This window comes from Bradyrhizobium sp. SZCCHNR1043, assembly GCF_032489675.1.
GTDB lineage: Bacteria > Pseudomonadota > Alphaproteobacteria > Rhizobiales > Xanthobacteraceae > Bradyrhizobium.
This window is the reverse complement of the sequence record NZ_JAUEYN010000003.1, coordinates 1-20,712: the sequence shown is the minus strand read 5'-3', so window position 1 is coordinate 20,712 and position 20,712 is coordinate 1. Positions and strand designations below refer to the sequence as shown.

9 protein-coding genes and 1 pseudogene are annotated in these 20,712 nt (G+C 63.8%); 3 read left to right on the top strand and 7 right to left on the bottom strand.

Going from position 1 to position 20,712, the window contains the following annotated elements; translation table 11 throughout:
• Positions 1-29: 29 nt before the first annotated feature.
• Positions 30-1,868 carry a porin gene (locus QX039_RS05430; protein ID WP_315771924.1) on the bottom strand — a complete coding sequence of 613 codons (1,839 nt, stop codon included), beginning with the start codon at positions 1,866-1,868 and terminating at the stop codon, positions 30-32.
• A gap of 919 nt (positions 1,869-2,787) precedes the next feature.
• On the opposite strand from QX039_RS05430, the gene QX039_RS05425 reads away from it, so the two are divergent.
• The 3 genes from QX039_RS05425 to QX039_RS05415 all read left to right on the top strand — a co-directional run bounded on the left by QX039_RS05425 (position 2,788) and on the right by QX039_RS05415 (position 10,339).
• On the top strand, positions 2,788-7,842 hold the full coding sequence (locus QX039_RS05425) for a helicase (RefSeq protein ID WP_315771922.1): 5,055 nt from the start codon (positions 2,788-2,790) through the stop codon (positions 7,840-7,842).
• 34 nt (positions 7,843-7,876) lie between these two features.
• Positions 7,877-9,391: a formylglycine-generating enzyme family protein gene (locus QX039_RS05420; RefSeq protein WP_315738708.1), complete on the top strand. Its 1,515-nt coding sequence runs from the start codon at positions 7,877-7,879 to the stop codon at positions 9,389-9,391.
• Between the two features lie 384 nt (positions 9,392-9,775).
• On the top strand, positions 9,776-10,339 hold the full coding sequence (locus tag QX039_RS05415; protein WP_315738744.1) for a DUF4399 domain-containing protein: 564 nt from the start codon (positions 9,776-9,778) through the stop codon (positions 10,337-10,339).
• Positions 10,340-10,384: 45 nt separating this feature from the next.
• Here QX039_RS05415 and QX039_RS33045 read toward each other — a convergent pair whose 3' ends face one another.
• From QX039_RS33045 to QX039_RS05385, 6 genes and pseudogenes are all read right to left on the bottom strand, one after another.
• Positions 10,385-10,675, bottom strand: coding sequence for a hypothetical protein (locus QX039_RS33045; RefSeq protein WP_409998865.1), 291 nt, complete (start codon positions 10,673-10,675; stop codon positions 10,385-10,387).
• Positions 10,676-12,599: 1,924 nt separating this feature from the next.
• Positions 12,600-13,299, bottom strand: a pseudogene (locus QX039_RS05405) (DUF932 domain-containing protein); the annotation flags it as partial.
• 7 nt (positions 13,300-13,306) lie between these two features.
• Entirely contained in the window at positions 13,307-16,435 is a 3,129-nt protein-coding gene (locus QX039_RS05400) for an efflux RND transporter permease subunit (protein WP_315738745.1), read from the bottom strand.
• 1 nt (position 16,436) lies between these two features.
• Complete coding sequence (locus QX039_RS05395) at positions 16,437-17,648, bottom strand: efflux RND transporter periplasmic adaptor subunit (RefSeq protein ID WP_315738709.1); 1,212 nt, start codon at positions 17,646-17,648, stop codon at positions 16,437-16,439.
• Between the two features lie 168 nt (positions 17,649-17,816).
• Entirely contained in the window at positions 17,817-19,238 is a 1,422-nt protein-coding gene (locus tag QX039_RS05390) for a glycosyltransferase (RefSeq protein WP_315771919.1), read from the bottom strand.
• A gap of 16 nt (positions 19,239-19,254) precedes the next feature.
• On the bottom strand, positions 19,255-20,712 hold a 1,458-nt coding region (locus tag QX039_RS05385; RefSeq protein WP_315771917.1), incomplete at its 5' end, for a thioester reductase domain-containing protein.

Genomic DNA, 20,712 nt, shown 5'->3' with positions numbered 1-20,712 from the left:
AGGCCGCGGCCCCTGCTCGCGCCGGTCGGCTACCAGAGCCAGCCGACGCCCGCGAGAACCCGATCGGACATCGCCCCCGCCGCGCTGTGATCGATCACCTTGGTGTAGTTCAGCTTGTAGACAAGGCTCGGATTGGGAAACACGGCAATGCCGACATCGTGGAACGTCATGTCACCGCTGCCCGTGATATTGTTCAGGCCGTTGGTGAGATCGGAGCCGAGCATGCCAGACGTCTGGAAATTCTGTCGGGTATAGCGGTAGAACGGCACGATGTCGTAGTCGTTCGGCGCCCTGAAGTGGTAGGCGATCTCGCCGGAATAGCCCCACATGTTCTTGCCGACGTTGTTATCGTCGACGAGATCATTGTTGGCGCGGAGGTTCTCCGGATTGGAGAAGTTTACATGGGCATATTCAGCCCGCAGCTCCAGCCCGGTGTTCGGAACGCGATAGCGAGCCTCGGTATTGAAGATCGTCATCGCGTTCTTGCCGAGCGGCACCTCGCTGCCGTCCGGCAGCGTCGCATAGGCGCCCCGCGGCGTGACATTCGGCGAATAATAGATCGCCGAGCTTCCGGCAAAGCCGGGGAGGAACGATGGCGTGTAGCTCAGCCGGAGCGTATAGGCGAGCTCGTTGCTCAGCTGCCGATAGTCGCCGATCGGCGCTCGCGACAGCGCGAGCGCTTCCGAGCCGCTGATGCCGCCTTCATAGCCGCCCGGATTGATGTGGCCATTGTCGCCGCGATGATCGAATCCGTCACCGAAGTCCTCCGCGCTCTGGCTGACCTGGAACTGGTAGTTCAAGCCATCGATGATCTTGCCATGAAATCCTGCCGATGGCGCATACCACGTCGTCGGGATCAGGCCGTTGGCGAGCTCCGGCCGATGCACGCTGTAGAATAGCGTCGGCTCGTGATACAGGTTGGTGAAGGAGATCGGGATCAGGTCGATACCCGGCGAGCGCAGGGTGAAGTGGTCGTTGAACTTGATGTCGAAGAAGGCCTGCTCGACCTCGACCGCACCGTGGAGCTTGTCGTCATTGTCGAACGCGATGCCGCCATGCTCCCATTCCAGCTCCGCGTTGAAGGTGATGGAGTCATTGACCTGATAGGTCGGCAGCAAGACCAGGCGGGCCATGTCGAAGCCGTTCTGCCACTGACCGTTAGCTGCGGGATTTTGCACCGAGCCGAACTTGATCTCGCCGTACATGCCGATCTTCATGCCGGGGACCGGCGACGGCGCGGCACCGAACAGGTCTCTGCTGGGCTGCGGCGCAGGCGCTTTCAGATCGGCTGCCGGGAGAGATCGCGGCTTGGAATCCGAATCGGCGAACGCTGCCGCGAGCCGTGATGCCGGGGACGACGATGGTGCGGCATCAGCCGCCTTCGTTCCACTGGCCTTGACGTCCTTCGGGTCGGCGAGCGCCATGGCATTGCCGACCGGCAGCCTGGATGCAGCCTGTGCGTTGTCGGATGCTTTCGCGCCGCCGGCACGCGCGTCCTTGGCGCCGATCAGAGGCATCGGATCGGACGGGCGGCGGGATGCAAGTGATGCGGACTGCCCGACGCTGGTCGTCTTCTTTGCCTTGGCGTCCTTGAGCTCGACTTGAAGGCTGTTGATGCGCTGCTCCATAGACTCCAGCTTCGCCATCAGCGCTTTGACGGCTGCTCCGTCCGTGGACCGCGCCGAGCCGGCTTCGGCCGCCTGGGCTGCTGCCGCGCTCAACGCCAATGTCGATACCGCGGCAAGCAGAGATGGCAGGAGTCGGTCGCGGCCGCGAAGCGGGCCGCCGCCTTTGCCAATACTCAAAGCGCCGTCGTGTGAAGACGCGGAGCAATCTGCGCGCCTTCCGCTGCAGCTAATCAAGACCATCAGTCAAACCTCCCCATGATGATGCGCGGACGTGCATCCCCTTCGCCCGCGCCGCCGTGAGCACAGAATTCGTGCGCGACTGCGAGCCATTCGCGCTAGAAGCCCGCGATGTCGATACTTGGGCTCGTCGGGGATGCTCGCGTGTCAGCACTTGGGCGGCGCTCGTTGCGCGGCAGAGGCGCGGCTGGGCCTACCAATCGCTTGGACGCCTGCCGAGATCTGGCTAAGTGTTTTCAGTCATTGATAATTGCTGCTGGGTTCATGTCCGGCGTGCGGAGCGTCGAGCAGCGCAGCGTAGAGCTGCATTCATGCCTTTGCATCGCGAAGTAATACGCGACGTCACACTTCGCCAACGACGGCCCTACTCCGAAATAAATTGCGTTGGCGCGATGGCGCAGCTCGGACGAAGCGATGGAATCCAACGAAAAACCGCAAGCGGACGCGACTGAGATTGCGGCAAGACGCCGCACGCTTCACTCATGGAGATGTCGCATCTACGCACGCGAATACCAGCCCCTTCCGATCAAGGCAGTCAAACCGGAAAGGCGCTCGGCTTCTTTAAATAGATTCTAAACCGGTTACGCGAACCGACAGCGGTGACTCTCGAAATGACAACAAATCAGTTGGCACAGTTTTCAGGATCGACGACACGCCCGGAATCGCTCCCATCATTACGCCGCATTGCGTGACGCTACTATTCGCCAGTTAGTGCGGTCTATCTGACGTTGGCTTCAGTATTCCCTCGAATGCCGTCGACGAAAGACGTCGCCTGGCCACATCGGGATCGTGAATAGTCAGATACGTCCATCTTCTTCGACGCGCGTGACGGAATTTTCTGCAAAGCGGGACGAACGTCAGGACGGGAGTTGCGGGTGAACCGATTGCTTCGCTTGGTCGCCGCTATCATCGGAGAGGCACTATGAACGCTGTCCATCGGTTGGAGCCGGCGGCCGGACCGTTGCAGAATGTTCTTGGATATCTCACCGAGATGATCCTGCGCGATGCACGTGCGGTCGCGCGCCTGTCTGACCATCGGCTTGCGGGCGGACAATGCTTCGTGTTTCATCAGCATGAGCTGGAGAAGCTGCCCGGCATTACCTACAACACGTTCGATGCTGATGGCCCCGTGTGGCTCTCCATCGAACGCCTGGTCGCCACCGATCCTCCCGCCGTCGAGTACGACCTGGCGATGTGGATCGACGTGTCCGCCGATCCGGACCGTCGCCCTCTGGTTCGGCAGCGCGTGACGATCACGGTGCACGCGGCGGAAAAAGACCTGCTGATCGCGGCCGGTCACGCACGCGCCGAGCACTGCTCGCCGGCGAACGGCCCGGGGGTGGCCGCCGGGCTCTGGAGCGTGCGATTGCATCTTGAGCAGCGCCCGGACATCGTCGAGCGTCTGGACCGCTATCTCGCCGGCTCGTGGGCCAATTGGGCCGCGGCCGAGCGGCCACGCCGCAAGACCATCACGGTTCACCAGCGATTGCGCGAGATGGCTCGCGTGGCGGGAGCCGGAGGCAACGATGGCAGCTGCGAAATCGTGTGGGGCGTTGGCGTGTCACGCTGGCGGCGACAAGGCCGCGAGCTGGATCTGCCGCTGCTCGAACGCCTGGTCGAGATCGAGGTCCTCGATGGCTCCGACACCGAAATCAGAATCCGGCCCCGCATGGTCGGCGCGACGGCCAATCTCAAGGCGTTCGAACCGCTGACATCAGCGGCCGGCTTGGCGGGGCAAACGGCCGAGCAGTTGCTCGAGACGATCGAGCGCGGCAACGAGCTTTCGCCATTCCAGCCCGCCAGCTTCGAGCCGGTTCTCAGCGCCATCGGCTCACAGCTCGACCCGCATGGGATCTACTGTCCCACCATGCCCGACTCCGCGTTGCTGCTTCCCGAGGAGGACGAGCAACTGGTCGTCTCCGATCGCTGGGTGATCTTTGCGCGGCCGCGCTCGGACGCACTGCTGTTGCGCGACATCGACCGACTGAAGCGAGCGATCGAATACGCGCCCGGCGACGCTTGCTGCCTGGCCGCACTGTCTCGCCTCCTGCTTGGCGCGCCGGACCACGAAGCCCATGACGGCGCGCGCCGTCGTCTATCCGGCGTGATCGGTGACCCGATCGACGTCGGGCCGGATGCGCAGATCGCGGCGGATCACGGCGACCTGTTCTTTCCGCTGCCGACGAACTCCGACCAGATGGAGATCGTGCGACAGCTCCGGCGATCGGACGGACTTGTCGTGCAAGGCGCGCGCGGGTCCGAGCGCACGTCCACCCTCGTCAACCTGGTTTGCCATCACCTCGCAATGGGCCTGCGCGTTCTCGTCGTCTCGCGCAACGAGGCTGCGCTCGGACTGTTGTCCGAGAAGCTGCCGCGCGCCGTCCGTGATCTGACCGTCGATCTGACCGGCTCCGACAAGGACGTCTTGAAGCATGCAGAGACAGTCGTCAGCCGGCTGCTGTCGATCCTCAAGACCACGAACCCGCGCGCGCAGGCGGAACAGGTCAATCGGCTGGAGCGCGACATCATCGCGACCAGCGTCGAGATATCACGTCTCGATGATGCGTTCGCAGACATCGCCAGCCGCAGCATGCTGCGGTCATCCGGTGTCCCCGACCTGCCGTTCGACGCGTTGACGACGCTGATCGCCGACCGCGACGCCTATGCCTGGTTCACCGACCAGCCGTCACGATTCGTGAGTGAGAACGACCTTCTGGTCGCGGCGGTCGAGCAGGCCCGTGAGGCGCGTGTTCGGCTGGGTGCCGATCTCGCATATGTCGACGACGCGCTCCCGGAAATCGCGGCCCTGCCGGACGCCGCGACAGTGAGACGTCTGCACCAGGACCTGCAGCCGGCGCGGATCGACGGCGAAAGCCGTGACGGCCGGCTTGCCTGCCAGATCATCGCGGAGCTCGGGCCGGACGGAGCGGACTTGCTCGCCGGCGACCTCGACGCGCTCGCGGCGGCCCACCGGGTCATTGCCGACGAGCCCTGGCTCGCAGCGCTGTCGCCGGTCGGCCGCAAGGCCGATGCAATGTCGGTTGACGGTGGCATCCTCGTCGATTTTGCCCGCGATGCGTCGTCCCTGCTGTCGCAACGTGCCGGCTTCCTGGTTCGGCCGGTGGAAACGCCGGCGGACGCCTTCGCCAGCCAGGAACTGCTCACGATTGTCGAACGGCTGTCGGCCGGAGCAAGGCCGCTCGCGGCATTCTCCCTGTCCGGCCGTGCGTTGAAGCAGACCGTGGAGGCGATCAGGGTGGCTGGCTTCGCGCCGAACGGCGCGGCCGACTGGGGCCATGTTCGCGACTATCTGACCTGGCGTCGTCACCTGCATTCGCTCGACGCCAGATGGCGATCGCTGGCGGCCGAAATCGGTGCGCCTACGCCTGAGCCGGACTCCTCTCATACGTTTCACGGTCACGAGCGCGTCGTCAAAAGCGTCGAGGCCGCGATCGTGCTGGCGGCGCTGGCGAAGCGCAATGTTCTCACCGCCGCACCGAAGCTGTCGATGCCGGACGACGCGATCGCCGGATTGCTCGCTGACGGCCGACGACTTTCTGCGCTGGCAGCTGCGGTGAGGAGCATGGCTCTCCGCATCACCAAGCAGCGGCTGGAGCTCACCCGGCTGAACGGGCTGTTTCGCGGCAGCGGTAAGCTCACAACGCTGGCTCATGCCGACGTGCTGTCGCAGATCGGCTGCGATGGTGTCGAGCCGCGCGACATCGAGACGCGTTGGACCACCCTTCGCACCCGGCTGAAGTCGCTGCACGACCGGCGCCAGGATCTCGAGTTGCTCGACGAGGTCTGCCGAGCGATGACCGAGGCCGGAGCAGATGCCTTCGCCCGTCGGCTCAGGACCGAGCCGGCACATCCGCAGACCGGCGATCCGGTGCTCGTTGCAGATTGGATGATGGCCTGGAACTGGGCGGTGCTGATGCGGCAGAACGAAGGCATCGGTCAGCATCAGCGCTTGCGAGATCTGTCCGACCAGCGCGCGGCTATGGAGATGCGACTGCGCGAGCTGTTCGGCCAGGTGGTCGTGGCACGGATGCATCTCGGCCTGGTACAGAACACCGGCAGCGCCATGAGGCAGGCCCTCACCGTGTTCATGACCACGCTGCGAAAAATGGCAGCGACCTGTTCCGGCCCCACCGCATGCCGGTTGCGTCAGGTTACACGCGAGGCACTCGAGAGCTGCTACGAAGGCATCCCATGCCAGCTCGTGCCGGCATGGCGCGTGGCCGAGCAGCTACCGGCCCGGCTCGGCGCATTTGATCTCGTCGTCATCGACGATGCCTCGCAATCCGATCTGCGCGAACTCACTGCGATGCTCCGGGCCCGCAAGGTCGTCGTCATCGAGGACGATCGGCAGACCGGCGAGCGCGTCGCGCAAGGTGAGCACGACATCGAAACCATCGCACGCAGCATCCTGCGCAGCGGTCCGGCTGCCATGCGCCAGTTCCTGCTGCCGGGCACAGCGCTCTGCGATTTCGTCAAGATGCTGTTTCCCGATCGGATGATCAGACTTCGGGAGCACGCTCGCCGGGTCGATCCGGTCGCGCTTGCAGCCGTCGGCTCACCGCAGCCATCGGCACAGCCGGCGACCGGTATGCATCCGGCTGCCACGGGACCCGCTGCTGGCACGGCGGCGGATCACCCTGCATCTGCGCTATCCCTGACGCGCCGCGCCTATTCGCTGGAAGACGAGATCGCCACGGTGGCCGAAAGCCTGTCGATGGCCCGGCTGTCGGAGCAACGCGACGAGCCGGCCATCTCGATCGAGAGTCCGGTGCCGGATTGGCTGAGCAACAGGACAGGCGCCGGCATCGATGCACGCCCATCGCGGCGCGGGGCGCGTGAGGTCGCGACCGACGAAACGCCTGCCGCCTCGTCGTCTGATACGCTCGCCTCTGCGCCGCCAGCGTCCGTCGCGCCCGCAGGGCCGGTCGAAATCGCGGAGAATGAGCCGCCCGTGGCCGATCGTTTTGCGCAGGCTGCAAGGTCGCCGGCGGACGATGTCGCCGTCGCACGAGTGGCCGTGCTCGCCCACGAGGTGGAAACGTCCGAGACGATGACACCCGGTCAAGCCGAGTCGGAGCCTGCCGCTGTCCGTATCGATCATCGCGCGCTGTCGCCGGGTCGGCGTCCGCGGCCTGATCATGGAGCGAGGCGTCCACACCGCTCGCTCCGCCGGCACATGATGGCCGCTGCCGCCGGCTTGGCGGTCGCGGTGGTTGGCGCATCGATCTACTGGCAGCCGGCGGCGAGCCGGATCACGACGTCCTGGCAGACGGTCTTGAACCGACTCCCGCTCTCCTGGAATGCGGCCTCGCCGGCCGCCGCGCTACCGGCCGGCACCGAGCCCCGCAAGGTCACCGCGGATCGGATCACGCCCGACGTCAGGGGCGGTGCAGGCGGCGATGCGATCACCACGGGGAACGCGACCGCGACGATGGTATCCCACGCCGTGCTGTATCAGGAGGATCCGCAGGATCCGAACGGCAAGCGCTATCTCGGGAAGGTAACCTGGCATGTCGAGCCTGAGGCAGGAGCGGTGCCGGCATCGATCAAAGGCGATGTGGAGATCGACAAGAGGATGAAGGCGACGTTGTCGCTGCGTCCAAACAAGGAAACCGAAATGCCAGCGAGCCACATCATGGAGATCAAGTTCAACTGGCCGGACGATCCGTCTCACGTCGGGGTGGAGACTTTGAAGGGCGTCAGCATGAAACCCAAGGAAGCGGGCCGCGGGACCCCGTTGACCACCATGACCGCCAAAGTGACGCCAGAGTTCTTCATGATCGCGCTGTCGGCGGGTGATGTCGACATGAAGCGGAACGTGTTGCTGCTCAAGGGCAAGGACTGGATCGACATCCCGATCGTCTACAATGGCGGCGGCCGGGCGGTGCTGGCGATCGAGAAGGGAGCGGACGGTGAGCGCGCATTCAAGGATGCGTTTGCCGCCTGGGGCCAATGACCCGGCGGCAAGGCCGGCGCACGAAAGGCGTCCGATGATCGACGTCGTCGCGCCAGCGCAGGCGCCGGCCACCGATCGGGACGAGCGACCGCTGACCGCCGTCACCTATCCGGTGCCTTGCGAGCAGTGCGGCCGGATCGTGCGGGTGGCGATGAACACGCTGCGCCCGCCCAGTTTCCACCGTGTCGACGAGCAGGTCGCCTGCCCCGAGATCCAGGAACGCCGCAGCAGGGGCGACGGCGGACTGTTGTTGATGATGTGCGGCCCCTTGAAGCAATCGCTCGCCGCACGATGCGATGCGGCCGAGGTCGAGGCCACCGCTCCCGGTGGCGGACAGGCGGGACGGGTCGTCTGCAGCATTCCCGGCGTCTCGATCGCTCAATACGCCCCGAACGAGGCGCGCAGCCGCGCGGAGATCTGGCAGGCGCACGGCTACGACAAGCTGGCCACGACGCTTCGTGCGGCCGCGGCGAGGGCGGAGCGCAGGCCGCTGGTCTGGACCCGCGCTGCGGCGGCCGGCCTCGGCGCATTGTTGCTCGCTGCCGCCGCTAGCTGGTTCATGCTGGCGCGGGAGCCGGCCGCTCCCCCGCCAACACAGCCGCAAGCCGCCGAGGCCTCCGTGGCCGCGTCGAGCCGCGCAAGCGTCGAGAGTTCGGTGCGCGTCGTCACGGCAGAGGCCATGTCGGCCGCGACCGCCCCCGCCCCGGCGCCGATGCCGGACGCGCCCTCGGACACTGCAACGCTCTCGCGTTCCGCGGAAACCGCGCCGCTCGAGGCGCCCGCCCTGCTCGCGTCGGCAAGCGCTGCGACTACTCCCGAGACTGCGCCGGCGGCAGAGTCGACTGCGACCCCAGGGCCGGCGGAGGCAGCGGCGATTCGCCTGCCTGACATGGTGATGATTCCAGGAGGGGCATTCGCAATGGGCGGCGTCGAGAGCTCCGAGCTTCCGGTCCACCGCGTCACGATCAAGCCGTTCGCGCTCGGCAAATACCCCGTCACGATTGGCGAGTGGAAGGCGTGCGTGGCTGACAGGGCATGCGCCGACGTGATGAGCGGCCCGGACGACAACCCCGTGACAAATGTCGGCTACGACGACGCCAGGGGCTATCTGGCTTGGCTCTCGCGGGCCGTCGGCAAGCCGTTCCGGCTCCCGACCGAGGCCGAATGGGAATATGCAGCGCGCGGCGGCGCAACGACGGCGTTCTGGTGGGGCGACCAGATGCGCTCCGGCATGGCCAATTGCAACGGATGCAACGAGCCCGGCGCGCCCGCGCAGCTCATGAAGGTCGGAAGCTTTGCGGCCAATCCGTTTGGCCTGTTCGACATGGGCGGGAGCGTCGACCAATGGGTGGCCGACAGCTGGCACAAGAGCTATCAGGGCGCGCCGTCCGATGGCTCGGCATGGATCGACGAGCAGAGCTTCGTCCATGTCATTCGCTCGGGTTCATGGAAGAAGGATGCGGGCTATGCCCGCAGCGGGAGCCGCGATCGCTATGATGGGCGCGTCAGGTATCCGACCCATGGCTTCCGCCTCGCTCTTTCGCTCTGATGCGGCCGCTGTATGCTGAGCCAGGCCAGGGTGCCGTCGACACCGATGCTGGGCCTGCGCCCGCAAATGTCTCGCACCACAGCGAACACCAGCGTCGCAGATCCGCAGGACGCCTGTTCTGCCGAGCCTCTTTATTCAAATTCTTATCGGGAATCGTAGGACGAGACCGATCGAAACCTCAAATTTGCCGCGCTACGCCCCATTCATGGACCGGCTACACCGTTCGATATTTGCGATCGATGATCGTCGTTGTTTATGAGTTGGGGATTTATGTGGAGTGAGAAATCTACGCGTCGCGCGCCGCTATTGGATCTGACGCCCTGGCGACGACGTCGTCTCGCCACAGTCGCGACGCTCGGGTCCACCGTGTTGGCCTGCACGCTGGTGCTGTTGCCGCCTTTCGCATGGGCGCAGGCGAAAACGACGCCGAAGGACGCCTACCTGTATTTCATCACGCCAACCGACGGCGACACCGTGAAGAGCGCGTTCTGGTGCCGCTTCGGACTTCGCAACATGGGCGTGACCCATGCCGGTGACGCCTTTGCCAATACCGGCCATCATCACCTCCTGATCGACGCCGATGAGCCGATCAGCCCAGGCGAGCCGATTCCGCAGGACAGAAAGCACCTGCACTACGGCGCGGGCGAGACCGAGGCTCTGATCGAGCTGCCCCCCGGCAAGCATACCCTGCAGCTCGTCCTGGGCGACGGCTTGCACTTCAACTTCGATCCGCCGCTGGTATCGAAGAAGATCACGATCACCGTGAGCAGTGCTTCGCAGAGGCACGGGCGGAGCGCCACTCACGCCCACCGGCGGACGCGGCATCTTCACGCGCACACCGCGCGTCAGGCGGCGCAACCGTCGGCCGCCGAAGCGCCGCCGCCGGATCCGGCAAAATCGGCGGGAGCCGTCGATTTCATCAAGAGCTTCCTGTCGGGTGCGAAATGAACCTCCGCCGCTCCCCCATGGAGCCGGTTCGGCCGGCACATCAGTTCATCGCGACGTGCCGAAGCCTCCAACCGCAGCGCTGCATTTGTCCGGCTCGGCTCTATTGATACGACCTCCAGACGCGTGGCTTGCTTCGCCTCGGCGAGCGCCAAGAGCGATCATCAGCATCGGTCCAAGCTCGGAGGCGAGGCGCTGGGAGACCACGCCACTGATCGTCCGGAACAGGTACGACAGGAAATAACCAGCCGCGAATGGAATGAACACCAGAGCCGTAACGGTCCAGCCTGGGATTGCGGCACCACCGACCTTGGCGTCAACGCCCATCCTGCCGAACATGTAGTCCGGCTCAAGCTCCCGGTGACCTCTTCCGAGCCGCTGCTCAGCGCATTGGTCCCTGCGCAAAGCGAAAGGGATCCTCGCCGCCCTCCCCGGCAGCCGGCACACCCCCGCGAATGCTCGTTAGCCGCGCCGACCTCGCCCAGCAGACGCGGGGACGCGCCGACACGCTCGTCGACCATGTCGTCGCCGATGTCGCCGCCCGGGGATTCCACGGGGCCAGTTGCGCAGACGTCGCACGCGCTTCGTGATCGTGTTCGCGGGCTGCACGCATACCACGGCGCGATGGCTCGATGGCCTCGCCGAGAACGGCCGGCTGCTCCTCCCGCTGACCACCGAGGATTGGTCCGGCTTCCTGCTGCGCGCCGCGGCACTTCTTTCGACGCCTCGTCCACCGGTGGGGTCAGCATCTACCCCTGCACAAATGGCCGCGATGAGGACGCCAGCCGCCGGCTGAAGAGCGCACTCAAGAGCGCGAACACGGTGAATGTCCCGATCCGGGCACTCCACCGCGGGAAGCCATCGTCCGCAGATTCCGAACGGGTCTGGTATCATGCCCCTGGCTTTTGGCTGGAGCGATAAGGAGCTGAGATCGATAGGCCCGCACAGGAGGCCGAGGTCGGCGGCAGTAGCACCGTCTGACCCGAGTGATCCCCCGAAGGAAACGACCAAGATTTCATTCCGGCCGCGGCGGCGGAACGCATCGGCCAAGGCTCCGAGATACGGCGGCGCAACACGATTGATCGGTCAACCCGCACTCCGAGTCGCAGATCCTGCACTCGTTGCGTAGCTCCACCGAGTTTTTCGCCGGAGTTCGCTAGACTGCGATCAGTGCCGAAATCGCCTTTCACTTTGCTGACAAAAAGCTCGATTGCGGCACTCAGCTCGACCGAACGAGCACGATTGAACGCTAGCCATGTCAATGGCTTGCTGATCAACAGGCGAGCCGCTTTTATCTTGCCATCAGACCCTACCCTCTTCTCACCTGATCTTTCGGCAAAAATTTCTGTCAGATCATTGCTAAGAGGCTTACGGTCGAGCCGCAAAGAGTTAGCAGGCAGATCGATTTCCGTGGCGAGAGCGCACCATCATCGGTTGGCGGTGATATCGTTCAATTGCGACTATCATCTCGCTTCAGACCTGCACCAGGGGTGCATAGGGTGTGAAATCTCCCTTCCCTTCCTTCCTTGATCCTTGGCTTGGCTTCTCGTCCTCTTCCGGGGCTTGTGGATCAGCCAGATCTCAGCGGACAAATCGCTTAAGTCCTGCGGTCGGCAAGTCGATATGGCTACAGTTGCGCTGCCAACAAACTGCCTTCCGAGTGCGAAGTTCGTGGAGGCTCTTTGCATTACGATCGGGCGAGCATATTCCTACCCCCGTATAGCAATGAGACTATCTCGGCAGTCCCGCTGCAGACCGATCGCGGCTCGCAGCGGCCGATCGATCCTGGGAATCGTCAGCCTGATAAATTGGACCAAGACGATTCAGCGCCGCGGGGCCAAGGATGAAGCCGCTTCCAACGCGTGGCAACTGACGCACGCCGCCTGACTTTCTGCCCACCCACGGCAAATCAGATGTCGGTTGTCAGTCGATTTTCGGCCAGACGTCAGCACCAAGCTCGCCACTGCATGCCGACGTCGTTGGCGATATCGTTCCGTGCAGGATGCGCACTAAGCCCATGATCTCGCGAAATTGGCAAACCAGCGCGATCCAGAAACGTCGGACGAATCGTTCGTCCGCCTGGAAGTCGTATCTGTGATCGACTGTTCGATTTATGCTCTCGCGAGCCGGGCTGAAGGACCGGCGAGCCCCCGGCCGTGTGCACGCGGCCGCGCCGCCGGTTCGGCTTGCGGGAGCGGCAGCGCTGAAGACCGTGCGTGCAGACGGCCGCGCAACCGGTGTCAACCGGTTGCGCGGCTTGTGCTCAGGCGGCACGCTCCATCAGGCGCCTGGCCTTGCTTTCGAGCTCGAGTCTTCCGTCCTGATGCGCCTTGCTTCGGGCCACGGCGGTGATGCCCTGCACGAAGTCGAAGATGCTCTCCGGCTTGCGGTTCTCCTCGCCAAGAACGGCTTCAATGACCTTCGATGTCTCGGCTTTGGAAAAGCCATTCTTGCGCAGAAAGCTCTCCCGGTCCTCATCCGTGCGAGCAACGATCCGCTGCCGTGCGGCTGCAATACCAGCGACAAACGGCGCGGGCGAGGAATTGGCAAAACTCGTCAATGCCGGTGCAGCTTCATGCGCAAACCGCTGCGCGGCGAACTTCGAATGCCGGATGGTGATCAAAGTTCTCCACGCCCCAGAGATTGCGGTTCATGCAGACGGCGCGCAGATAGAAGCTCGCTATGCCAAGCGTCTTGCTCCCGACCTCACTGTTCCAACAGTAGAAGCCCCGGAAATAGACATCGGGCGAGCCGTCCGGCAGCCGTCCCGCCTCGATTGGATTGGTGTCGTCGACCAGAAACAGGGACACGTCGCGATCACTGGCATAGAGCGTGGTCGTATCCTTGGTCACGTCCACGAAGGGATTATGGCTCATGCTCGACCAGTCCAGCACGCCCGGCACTTTCCATCGTGTGTCACCGGTGCCATTGCCAGCGATCTGCACAACGGCCGCAACGAGTTCAAGCCGATCAATGCCGTGCAGACGATCTGCGTGGTGAGGCCGGGTCACTCTCGTCGAGCTTCATTTCATCCTTCGGCCCGACAAAGCGCGAAAGCTTTCTGCTTAAAATCCGGCCGACGTCGTCCATGATCGTAAAGGCGGCCGGCACGAATACGAGGCTGAGAAAGGTCGAGGCGAGCAGCCCGCCAATCAATGCGACCGCCATGGGGGAACGGAATGCGCCGCCTTCGCCGACTCCCAATGCAGAAGGGACCATGCCTGCGGTCATAGCCGCTGTGGTCATGATCACGGGCTGAGCGCGCTTGCGGCCGGCTTCGATCAACGCCTTCGTGCGCTCCACACCGCTCGCCACCTCGGTGATTGCGAAGTCCACCAGCAGGATCGCGTTCTTCGTTACGATTCCCATCAGCATGAGGAAGCCGATAATGGCCGAGAGGTTGATGGCATTGCCGGTCAGAAGCAGCGCAAGGAACGCTCCGCCGATCGAAAGCGGCATGGAGAAGATAATGGTGATCGGATGCATCGCGTCGGCGAAGAGAAGAACGAGGACGGAGAGCACCATGAGTACGCCTGCAGCGATCGCGAGCGAAAAACTCGAAAAAACTTCTTCCATGATCTCTGAATCGCCGAACCTTGCGATCGTCACACCGGCTGGCAAGTTTCGCGCCGAGGGCAGCGCCATAACCTGCTCGATCGCCTCGCCGAGCGGGGTGTTTCCGACGAGATCGGCCTGGATCGCGACGCGACGCCTGCTGTCATAGCGTTCGATGGTCGTCGGCCCCTCGCCGAAGCCGACGTCGGCGACCGTGGCCAACGGTACGGTGCCGTTCTTGGCCCTGATTCGCAGCATATCGAGGGTCGATAGATCGCCCCGCGCCCGCTCGTCGAGTTGCACGCGGATCGGTACTTGCCGGTCGATGGCCGAGAACTTCGCCAGATTTGCGGATGTATCTCCGATCATCGCAATCCGTGCAACTTCGGCGATCTGCGTCCCGGAGATTCCAAGATCGGCAGCCTCCTCCAGCCTTGGCAAGATGCGAATCTCCGGCCGGGCAAGAGCCACAGTCGAGACGACATTCGCGAGAACGGAGACGTTCTGCCGGACGTCCCGCTCCACCGCGAGCGCCGCCTGCTCAACTGCGGCGCCATCGGGTCCGGAAAGGATCAGCGTGAACTCGCGTCCGCCGCCGCCATTGCCGAAGCTGTAACGTATGTCCGCGATCGCGCTGAGCGTCGCGCGCATGTCGTGCTCGAATGCCTTCTGGTCGTGCGACCTGTTCCTGCGCGCAACGAGCTCGACGATGATGGTGGCCTTGCGGACGTCACCGGCGGTGACGCTCAGCCCGTTGGCGCCGGCGGCGCCGCCGGTGACATAGACGCTCCTGACTTCTGGCCGTTTCGCGAGCAGGGCCGTGATGCGGTCCGCGGCGGCCGCGGTATCCGCGATCGTCGAGCCCGGTGGCAGCTCGATCTGGAGAACTGAACGCGACAGGTCATTGGTCGGCAGAAAGCCAAGCGGTAAGGATCCTGCGACCATTAGCGAGCCCAGGAAGACCAGCGCCGCAAGCGCGAGCGTGACGAAGCGGTGGCGAAGCGACCATTCGAGCATGCGAAGATAGTGCCGCATGATCACTCCGTGCCCTTCGGCATGGTGCTGACGGTCGCGAAGGAAATATGCCGCCATTAGCGGCGTTATCAGCCTTGCGACCAGCAGAGAAAACGCCACTGCAATTGCGACCGTGAGGCCGAACTGCTTGAAGTATTGACCGGCGATGCCGCCCATGAAGCTGACCGGCACGAACATGGCGACGATGGTCATGGTCGTCGCGACGACCGCGAGCCCGATCTCGTCGGCCGCCTGGAGCGCGGCGCGATAGGGTGATTTGCCCATCCGGATGTGCCGGACGATGTTCTCGATCTCGACGATCGCATCATCGACCAGGATGCCGGTGACCAGCGTGATCGCAAGCAGACTAACGGCGTTCAGCGAAAACCCGATGAGGTCCATCGCCCAGAAGGTCGGAAGTATTGACAGTGGTATCGCGAGCACGGAAATCGCCGTCGCTCGAAGGTCGCGCAGAAAAATCAATACGACGATGACCGCGAGGATTGCGCCTTCGGCCAACGTCTGCATGGTGGCTCTATAATCGGACTTGGTATAGCGCACCGTGCTGTCGATCTCGGACACGGACAGGTCGGGATGCTCGTTGGTGAGCGCCTGCAACTTCTTCGCGACCGCCTCCGCGACGGCCACGTCGGAGAAGCCCTTTGCACGAAAGACACCGAAGGCGACCACCGGACTCCCATTGAGGCGAGCAAAGCTGCGTGCTTCGGCTGCGCCATCGGTGACCGTGGCAATCTCCTTCAACGCAGCCCTTCGACCGCCCGGCAGCACGATCGCGCTATTGGTCAGTCCGTCGATCGTCGCGGCCCCCGCGAGCATCCGTATGGTTTGCTCTCCCGACCCCACTTCACCGCGCCCGCCGGTGAGATCGACATTGGTCGCTCGCAGTTGCTCGTTCACGTCCGCCGCGGTGATGCCAAGTGCGATCAGCCGGTCGGGCAGCAGCGATACCCGGATTTCACGATCGGCGCCGCCCGCACGCTTGACCTGCGCGACGCCCCGAACGCCCTGAAGCGCCCCCGTGATGACGTCATCGACGAACCAGGACACCTGCTCGGTCGTCCAAGAGGGAATCGACACGGCATAGGTAACGATTGCCATCCCTTCGACCTCCACCCGCTGTATCGAGGGTTCCTCGATGCTCTGCGGCAACTCCGACCGGATGTTAGCCATCGCATTGCGGACGTCGTTGACCGCACGGTCCGCCGGCGTCCCCAGTTGAAACTCGATGGTCGTCACGGAGACCCCGTCAGAGATGCTCGACGTGATGTGCTTGACCCCGACGACCCCGGTCGCCGCATTCTCTACGTTCTTCGTGACCTGCGTTTCCAGCTCACTCGGCGCAGCGCCGGTCTGGGCGATCGTGACGGTCACGATGGGGATGTCGATGTTGGGCATCTGCGTTATCGGCAGGGTCTTCAGGCTGACCGCGCCGAGCACGATCAGGACGCCAAACAACACCAATGACGGAATAGGCTTACGAATCGACCAGGCGGAGATGTTGAGGGCCATATCAATCTGCCCGCCCTGGTCCAGCATCGCTGCGGACCGGCAAGATCCGTTCGCCTGGCCTGACAAAAGCGGCGGCTCGAACGACGACCTCCTGACCTTCGATCAGCCCGTCGACAATTTCGACACGGGTGCCGCGTTTGAGGCCGGTCTGGACATTGCGGATTTCGACGACATCGTTGGTCGCAAGCTGAACATAGGTGCCATTCTTGCTGAAGCTCACGGCGGACAACGGCACAGTGATGGCTTGTCGCTTGCCGATTGTAATGCTGCCGCGGGCAAAAACACCGGCCCTCATGGCCGTATGCGGCGGGAGCGCGACCGCGACGCGGCCGAGACGGCTCGATTTGTCTACAGTGGGATCGACCAGCCGCACATGGCCGATGACGGCCTCGCTGACGCCGGGCAGCCAAACCTCGACGTCTTGGCTTGGCTCGATCTGTGGAAGCACCGTTTCCGGAACCTCGGCATCGAATTCGATTTGACCGTTGCGGACGAGCCGGAATAGAGGTTCGCCCCCCGTGCCGGCCACCGCGCCCAGGCGGGCGGCGCGGTGCGAGATAATCCCCGCAGACGGCGCCTTCAGTTCGGTTCGCGCGATTTTCAGCTCGATCTCGCCACGCTGCGCCTCCGCAAACGCTTCCTGGGCTTCGGCCATGCGCAAATTCTCCGCAGCGGCAGCGGACTTTGCCGCGGCGACCTTGGCCTGGGTCTCACGCGTCAGGAGTTGCGCTGGAGATATCGCGCCGGTCGCGTTCAAGGTTTGCGTGCGTTTCAACGTCTCCGCCGCTTCCGCTTCGTTGGCTTGCATCTCCGTCAACGACGCGTTCATCTGCGCGACCGACGCTTGGGTTATCGCGATCATCGCGGTGTTTTGCGCGAGCTGTGTCCGGAGCATCGTGCTGTCGAGGCGAGCGAGCACCTGCCCTTCTTCGACGCGATCGCCGACGTCGGCCAGCATCTCGACGATACGTAACCCGTCGACTTCCGCACCGACAACATCCTCCTCTCGGGCCACGAGGGATCCGGTCACCGCGAGTGTCTCGGTGATCGAATGCCGTACGGCTCGGGCGAGCGTCGTGGCGATCGGTGCGGCCCCCGGGCGCTCGGCTGCGTCCCGTCGCGGATCGGAGATTTGCGTTGCGACCGCTTCGGCCTGCTGGCGCCCCGCGCCGATCACAGCGAAGATGTAGACGCAGACCGTGACGGCGAGCACTAGGAGGGCGATCCAAGCGAACCTTAACACCGGCCTTTTCACCCGACTACCTTCCTTTGGATCCGACCGCGAAGCCGGCATGATGTGAATCCGACGGCCGGCGTCAGCATCCGCGATCGACCGCTTTTCGAATGAGTATGGCGTACGCCGTTCGAGGATCAGGACGGATCAAACCGTTCCCAACGTCCCGCGTATCAAACCAGCGTCGACGTCGATCGTCCGGCGGCTGGCGGCCTCCGCAGGAGTACCGACAGGGTCGAACCTGTGACGCGGATTTCCCTGAGAGCTGGCCGACGATCCGCCCGCCGCAAGCCGTTCGACCAGTTCCGCAATCTCGTCACGAGCGTTGTGGCGGACGAACGCGGTGCGTAACGCTTGCGCACCGCGTCGGTATTGCGGCTTGGTGAGCACGGCACGGACCGCCTCGCGAATCTGCGAGACGGATGGCCGGCCGGTTCCAAGATTGATGCCGGCGCCTGCCCACGCGACCCGCGCAGCGATTTCCGGCTTTTCCTCACTATCCCCGGCAACCACCAACGGCACACCGAGACTGAGCGCGTGATTGACGGCGCCATAACCGCCATTGGTCACCATGACGCTCACCTTCGGGAGCAGGCGGTCGAACGGCAGGAATGTCACCGCCTTCGCATTGGGCTGCAACACCACCGGGATCGATTCGACTGGTGGGCCGCCGGTGCATGCGATCACCGTCAGTTCCTCGTTCGCCAGGGCCGTCAGAGTTGGTCCGACAAGCTGCCCAAGATCGCCGTTTGCGAGAGTGCCTTGCGTGACGAGTACGATCGGACCCGCTTTGTCGACGTCGTCCCACCAAGGCGGCGGGTGGAAGCCGATCGATGGCGGTGGCAGCAGCGGTCCGACGAAGCGGATGCTGTCTGGCATCTTGCCACGCGAATATTCGAACTCCTTGGCCGTAAGCTGCAAATACAGATCCGGCAGCGTGATCATGCTATCGAACAGAAATGCCGGCAGAGGGCGCGCCCCGTTCTTCACCAGGACATCGTTGAAGTATTGCTGCACCGAGCCGAAGATCGCTTGTTGCAGGTGGCTGTTCATTGCAGCATTGCGCGCGCGATCGGCTGGCGTGATGGATGGCGGGAGCGCGGTGCCGAAGAATGCGGTGTCCGCGCTCGACAAGGCGAGAGCGGTGATCCCGAGCGCGACGATCGGGGCTCTTTTTTCCGGCGGCCCGAGCACGAGCGGAAAGGTCCCGCAGAACATCGTATCGGTGATGATCGCATCGAAAGGAAAGTCGCGGCGCAGCTCGCGTATCCCGGCGGCCTGATGCGGCATTGCATCCGCAAAGATGTGCTTCAATCCGAAGCAGAGCTGAGCGGGGCCAGGTGCAAACTTGCGGCGTTCGGGAAAGCGCTCGTCGAGCTTCCGATAATCGACGTCGATTTCCGGGCGAAACGCGACGAAGCGCGCGCCGGTCGCCTCCACTCGCTCTCTGAACAGGCTCCCGCTATATACGACGACCTCGTGGCCGCGACCAACGAGGAGTTGGGCAACGGCCAACAAGGGAAATACGTGACCGGGTAGCGCGGTGACCGCGATGAGAAACCGCGCCATGTTGTGCTCTCCTATCCTAACCCACCAACCGATCGCTGTTCATTTCGCCGTTTCTGGCAACCGCATCGGACACAGTTCCTGCGAGCCGCAGATTGACAAAATAGCGTTCGAGAAGGGCCGCGCTGACCGGAGCGATCGCCGCGCCCACCGCAGCCAAGTGTTCCTGCGTGAAGTCCGAGGTAATTTCCGGGTGCGATCGCGACGTGTCCTCCTTTGACACGATCGACAGGACGGCTGCGAGATCATCGTCCTGTGTTTCGGCAAGCCGCCGTCGTCCAATGTCGATCCATTGATCGAGCGGCACGAGGTCGAGCCGAAGGCCGAGCCGGCGAAAGATCCGTGGGACCTCCCGCACATCAATTGGTTCACGGTTCATGAGATGATAGACGCTTCCCCAGGACGCTTCCCTGCCCGCGAGCCGGACGATCGCTCGCGCGACGTCATCGGCCGGCGTCATGTTCAACATCAGGTCCAGGTCGGGAATCGCGCCAAGTTCCGCATAGAGCCGGACAAGGCGCCAGATCAGATCCGTTTCGTTGCAGATTCCGTTCGCGCGATCACCAGTGACGCTGCTGAGGCGATAGATCGACAGCGGCAGGCCGCGAAGCTGCGCCTGCCGGACGAGCGTGTCGCCGACCCACTTGCTTTGGCTATAGCCGCTCGCGAGACCCTGCCACGAGGTCAGATCAGTCTGCTCCGACACCGGCCCAGACTGATATTTGTCGATCACCGCAAGGGTGGAAACGTAGTGCAGCCGCTTTGGTCGTCCACTCACGGTCCAATCGAGCAGCGTGAGGACGCTGTCCACATTGGCGGGTTTTATCGCAGCATAGTGATGGAGGAATTCGACGCTCGCGCCGCAATGATAGATCGCTTCGCACTCGTCTCGCACAATGCGGACACCCCTCTCATCGAGTCCGAGAGCCGGATGTCCGAGATTTCCGGTCAGAACCTCGATACGATCCTCGTCCCAACACGCCGAAAGCTTTCGCTTATCGAGCGCCTGCCGCAAACGGGCTTCGGCCGATTGCCGATCTGGGGCGCGAACGTGGCAGGCGATTTGCGCGTCCGTCTCCTGGATCAGCGTGGAGAGAAGATGACTGCCGACGAAGCCGGTGGCGCCCGTCAGGAAAATGCGTTTGGGCTTCTGCGGCGCGCGCCCGCCGATCAGCCTGATGTGCGTCGGCAGGAGAATGTCGCCGGACAAGTCCAGCGGCCCCTCCGAAGGTCCGTCGAGATCGAGCTGCGCTGCGAGGTCCCGGACGATGGGTGTCGCATAGACCGCCGTGATCGGGAAGTCCGGCTGGATCTCGTCGCGGATGCGGCGGCCAAGACGGATGGCGAGCAGCGAATGGCCGCCGAGATCGAAGAAGTTGTCATGGATCCCGACGCGCTCGAGCCCGAGGGTCTCGGCAAACAGAGCGCAGAGTTTCTCTTCGCGTGGTGTCCGCGGCGGGGTGTATTCGGTCACGGG

What these genes read in the sequence shown, in the direction of transcription:
- QX039_RS05430 (WP_315771924.1), bottom strand. Translation starts at nt 1,868, where the DNA reads ATGGTCTTGATTAGCTGCAGCGGAAGGCGCGCAGATTGCTCCGCGTCT.
- QX039_RS05425 (WP_315771922.1), top strand. Translation starts at nt 2,788, where the DNA reads ATGAACGCTGTCCATCGGTTGGAGCCGGCGGCCGGACCGTTGCAGAAT.
- QX039_RS05420 (WP_315738708.1), top strand. Translation starts at nt 7,877, where the DNA reads ATGATCGACGTCGTCGCGCCAGCGCAGGCGCCGGCCACCGATCGGGAC.
- QX039_RS33045 (WP_409998865.1), bottom strand. Translation starts at nt 10,675, where the DNA reads ATGTTCGGCAGGATGGGCGTTGACGCCAAGGTCGGTGGTGCCGCAATC.
- QX039_RS05400 (WP_315738745.1), bottom strand. Translation starts at nt 16,435, where the DNA reads ATGGCCCTCAACATCTCCGCCTGGTCGATTCGTAAGCCTATTCCGTCA.
- QX039_RS05390 (WP_315771919.1), bottom strand. Translation starts at nt 19,238, where the DNA reads ATGGCGCGGTTTCTCATCGCGGTCACCGCGCTACCCGGTCACGTATTT.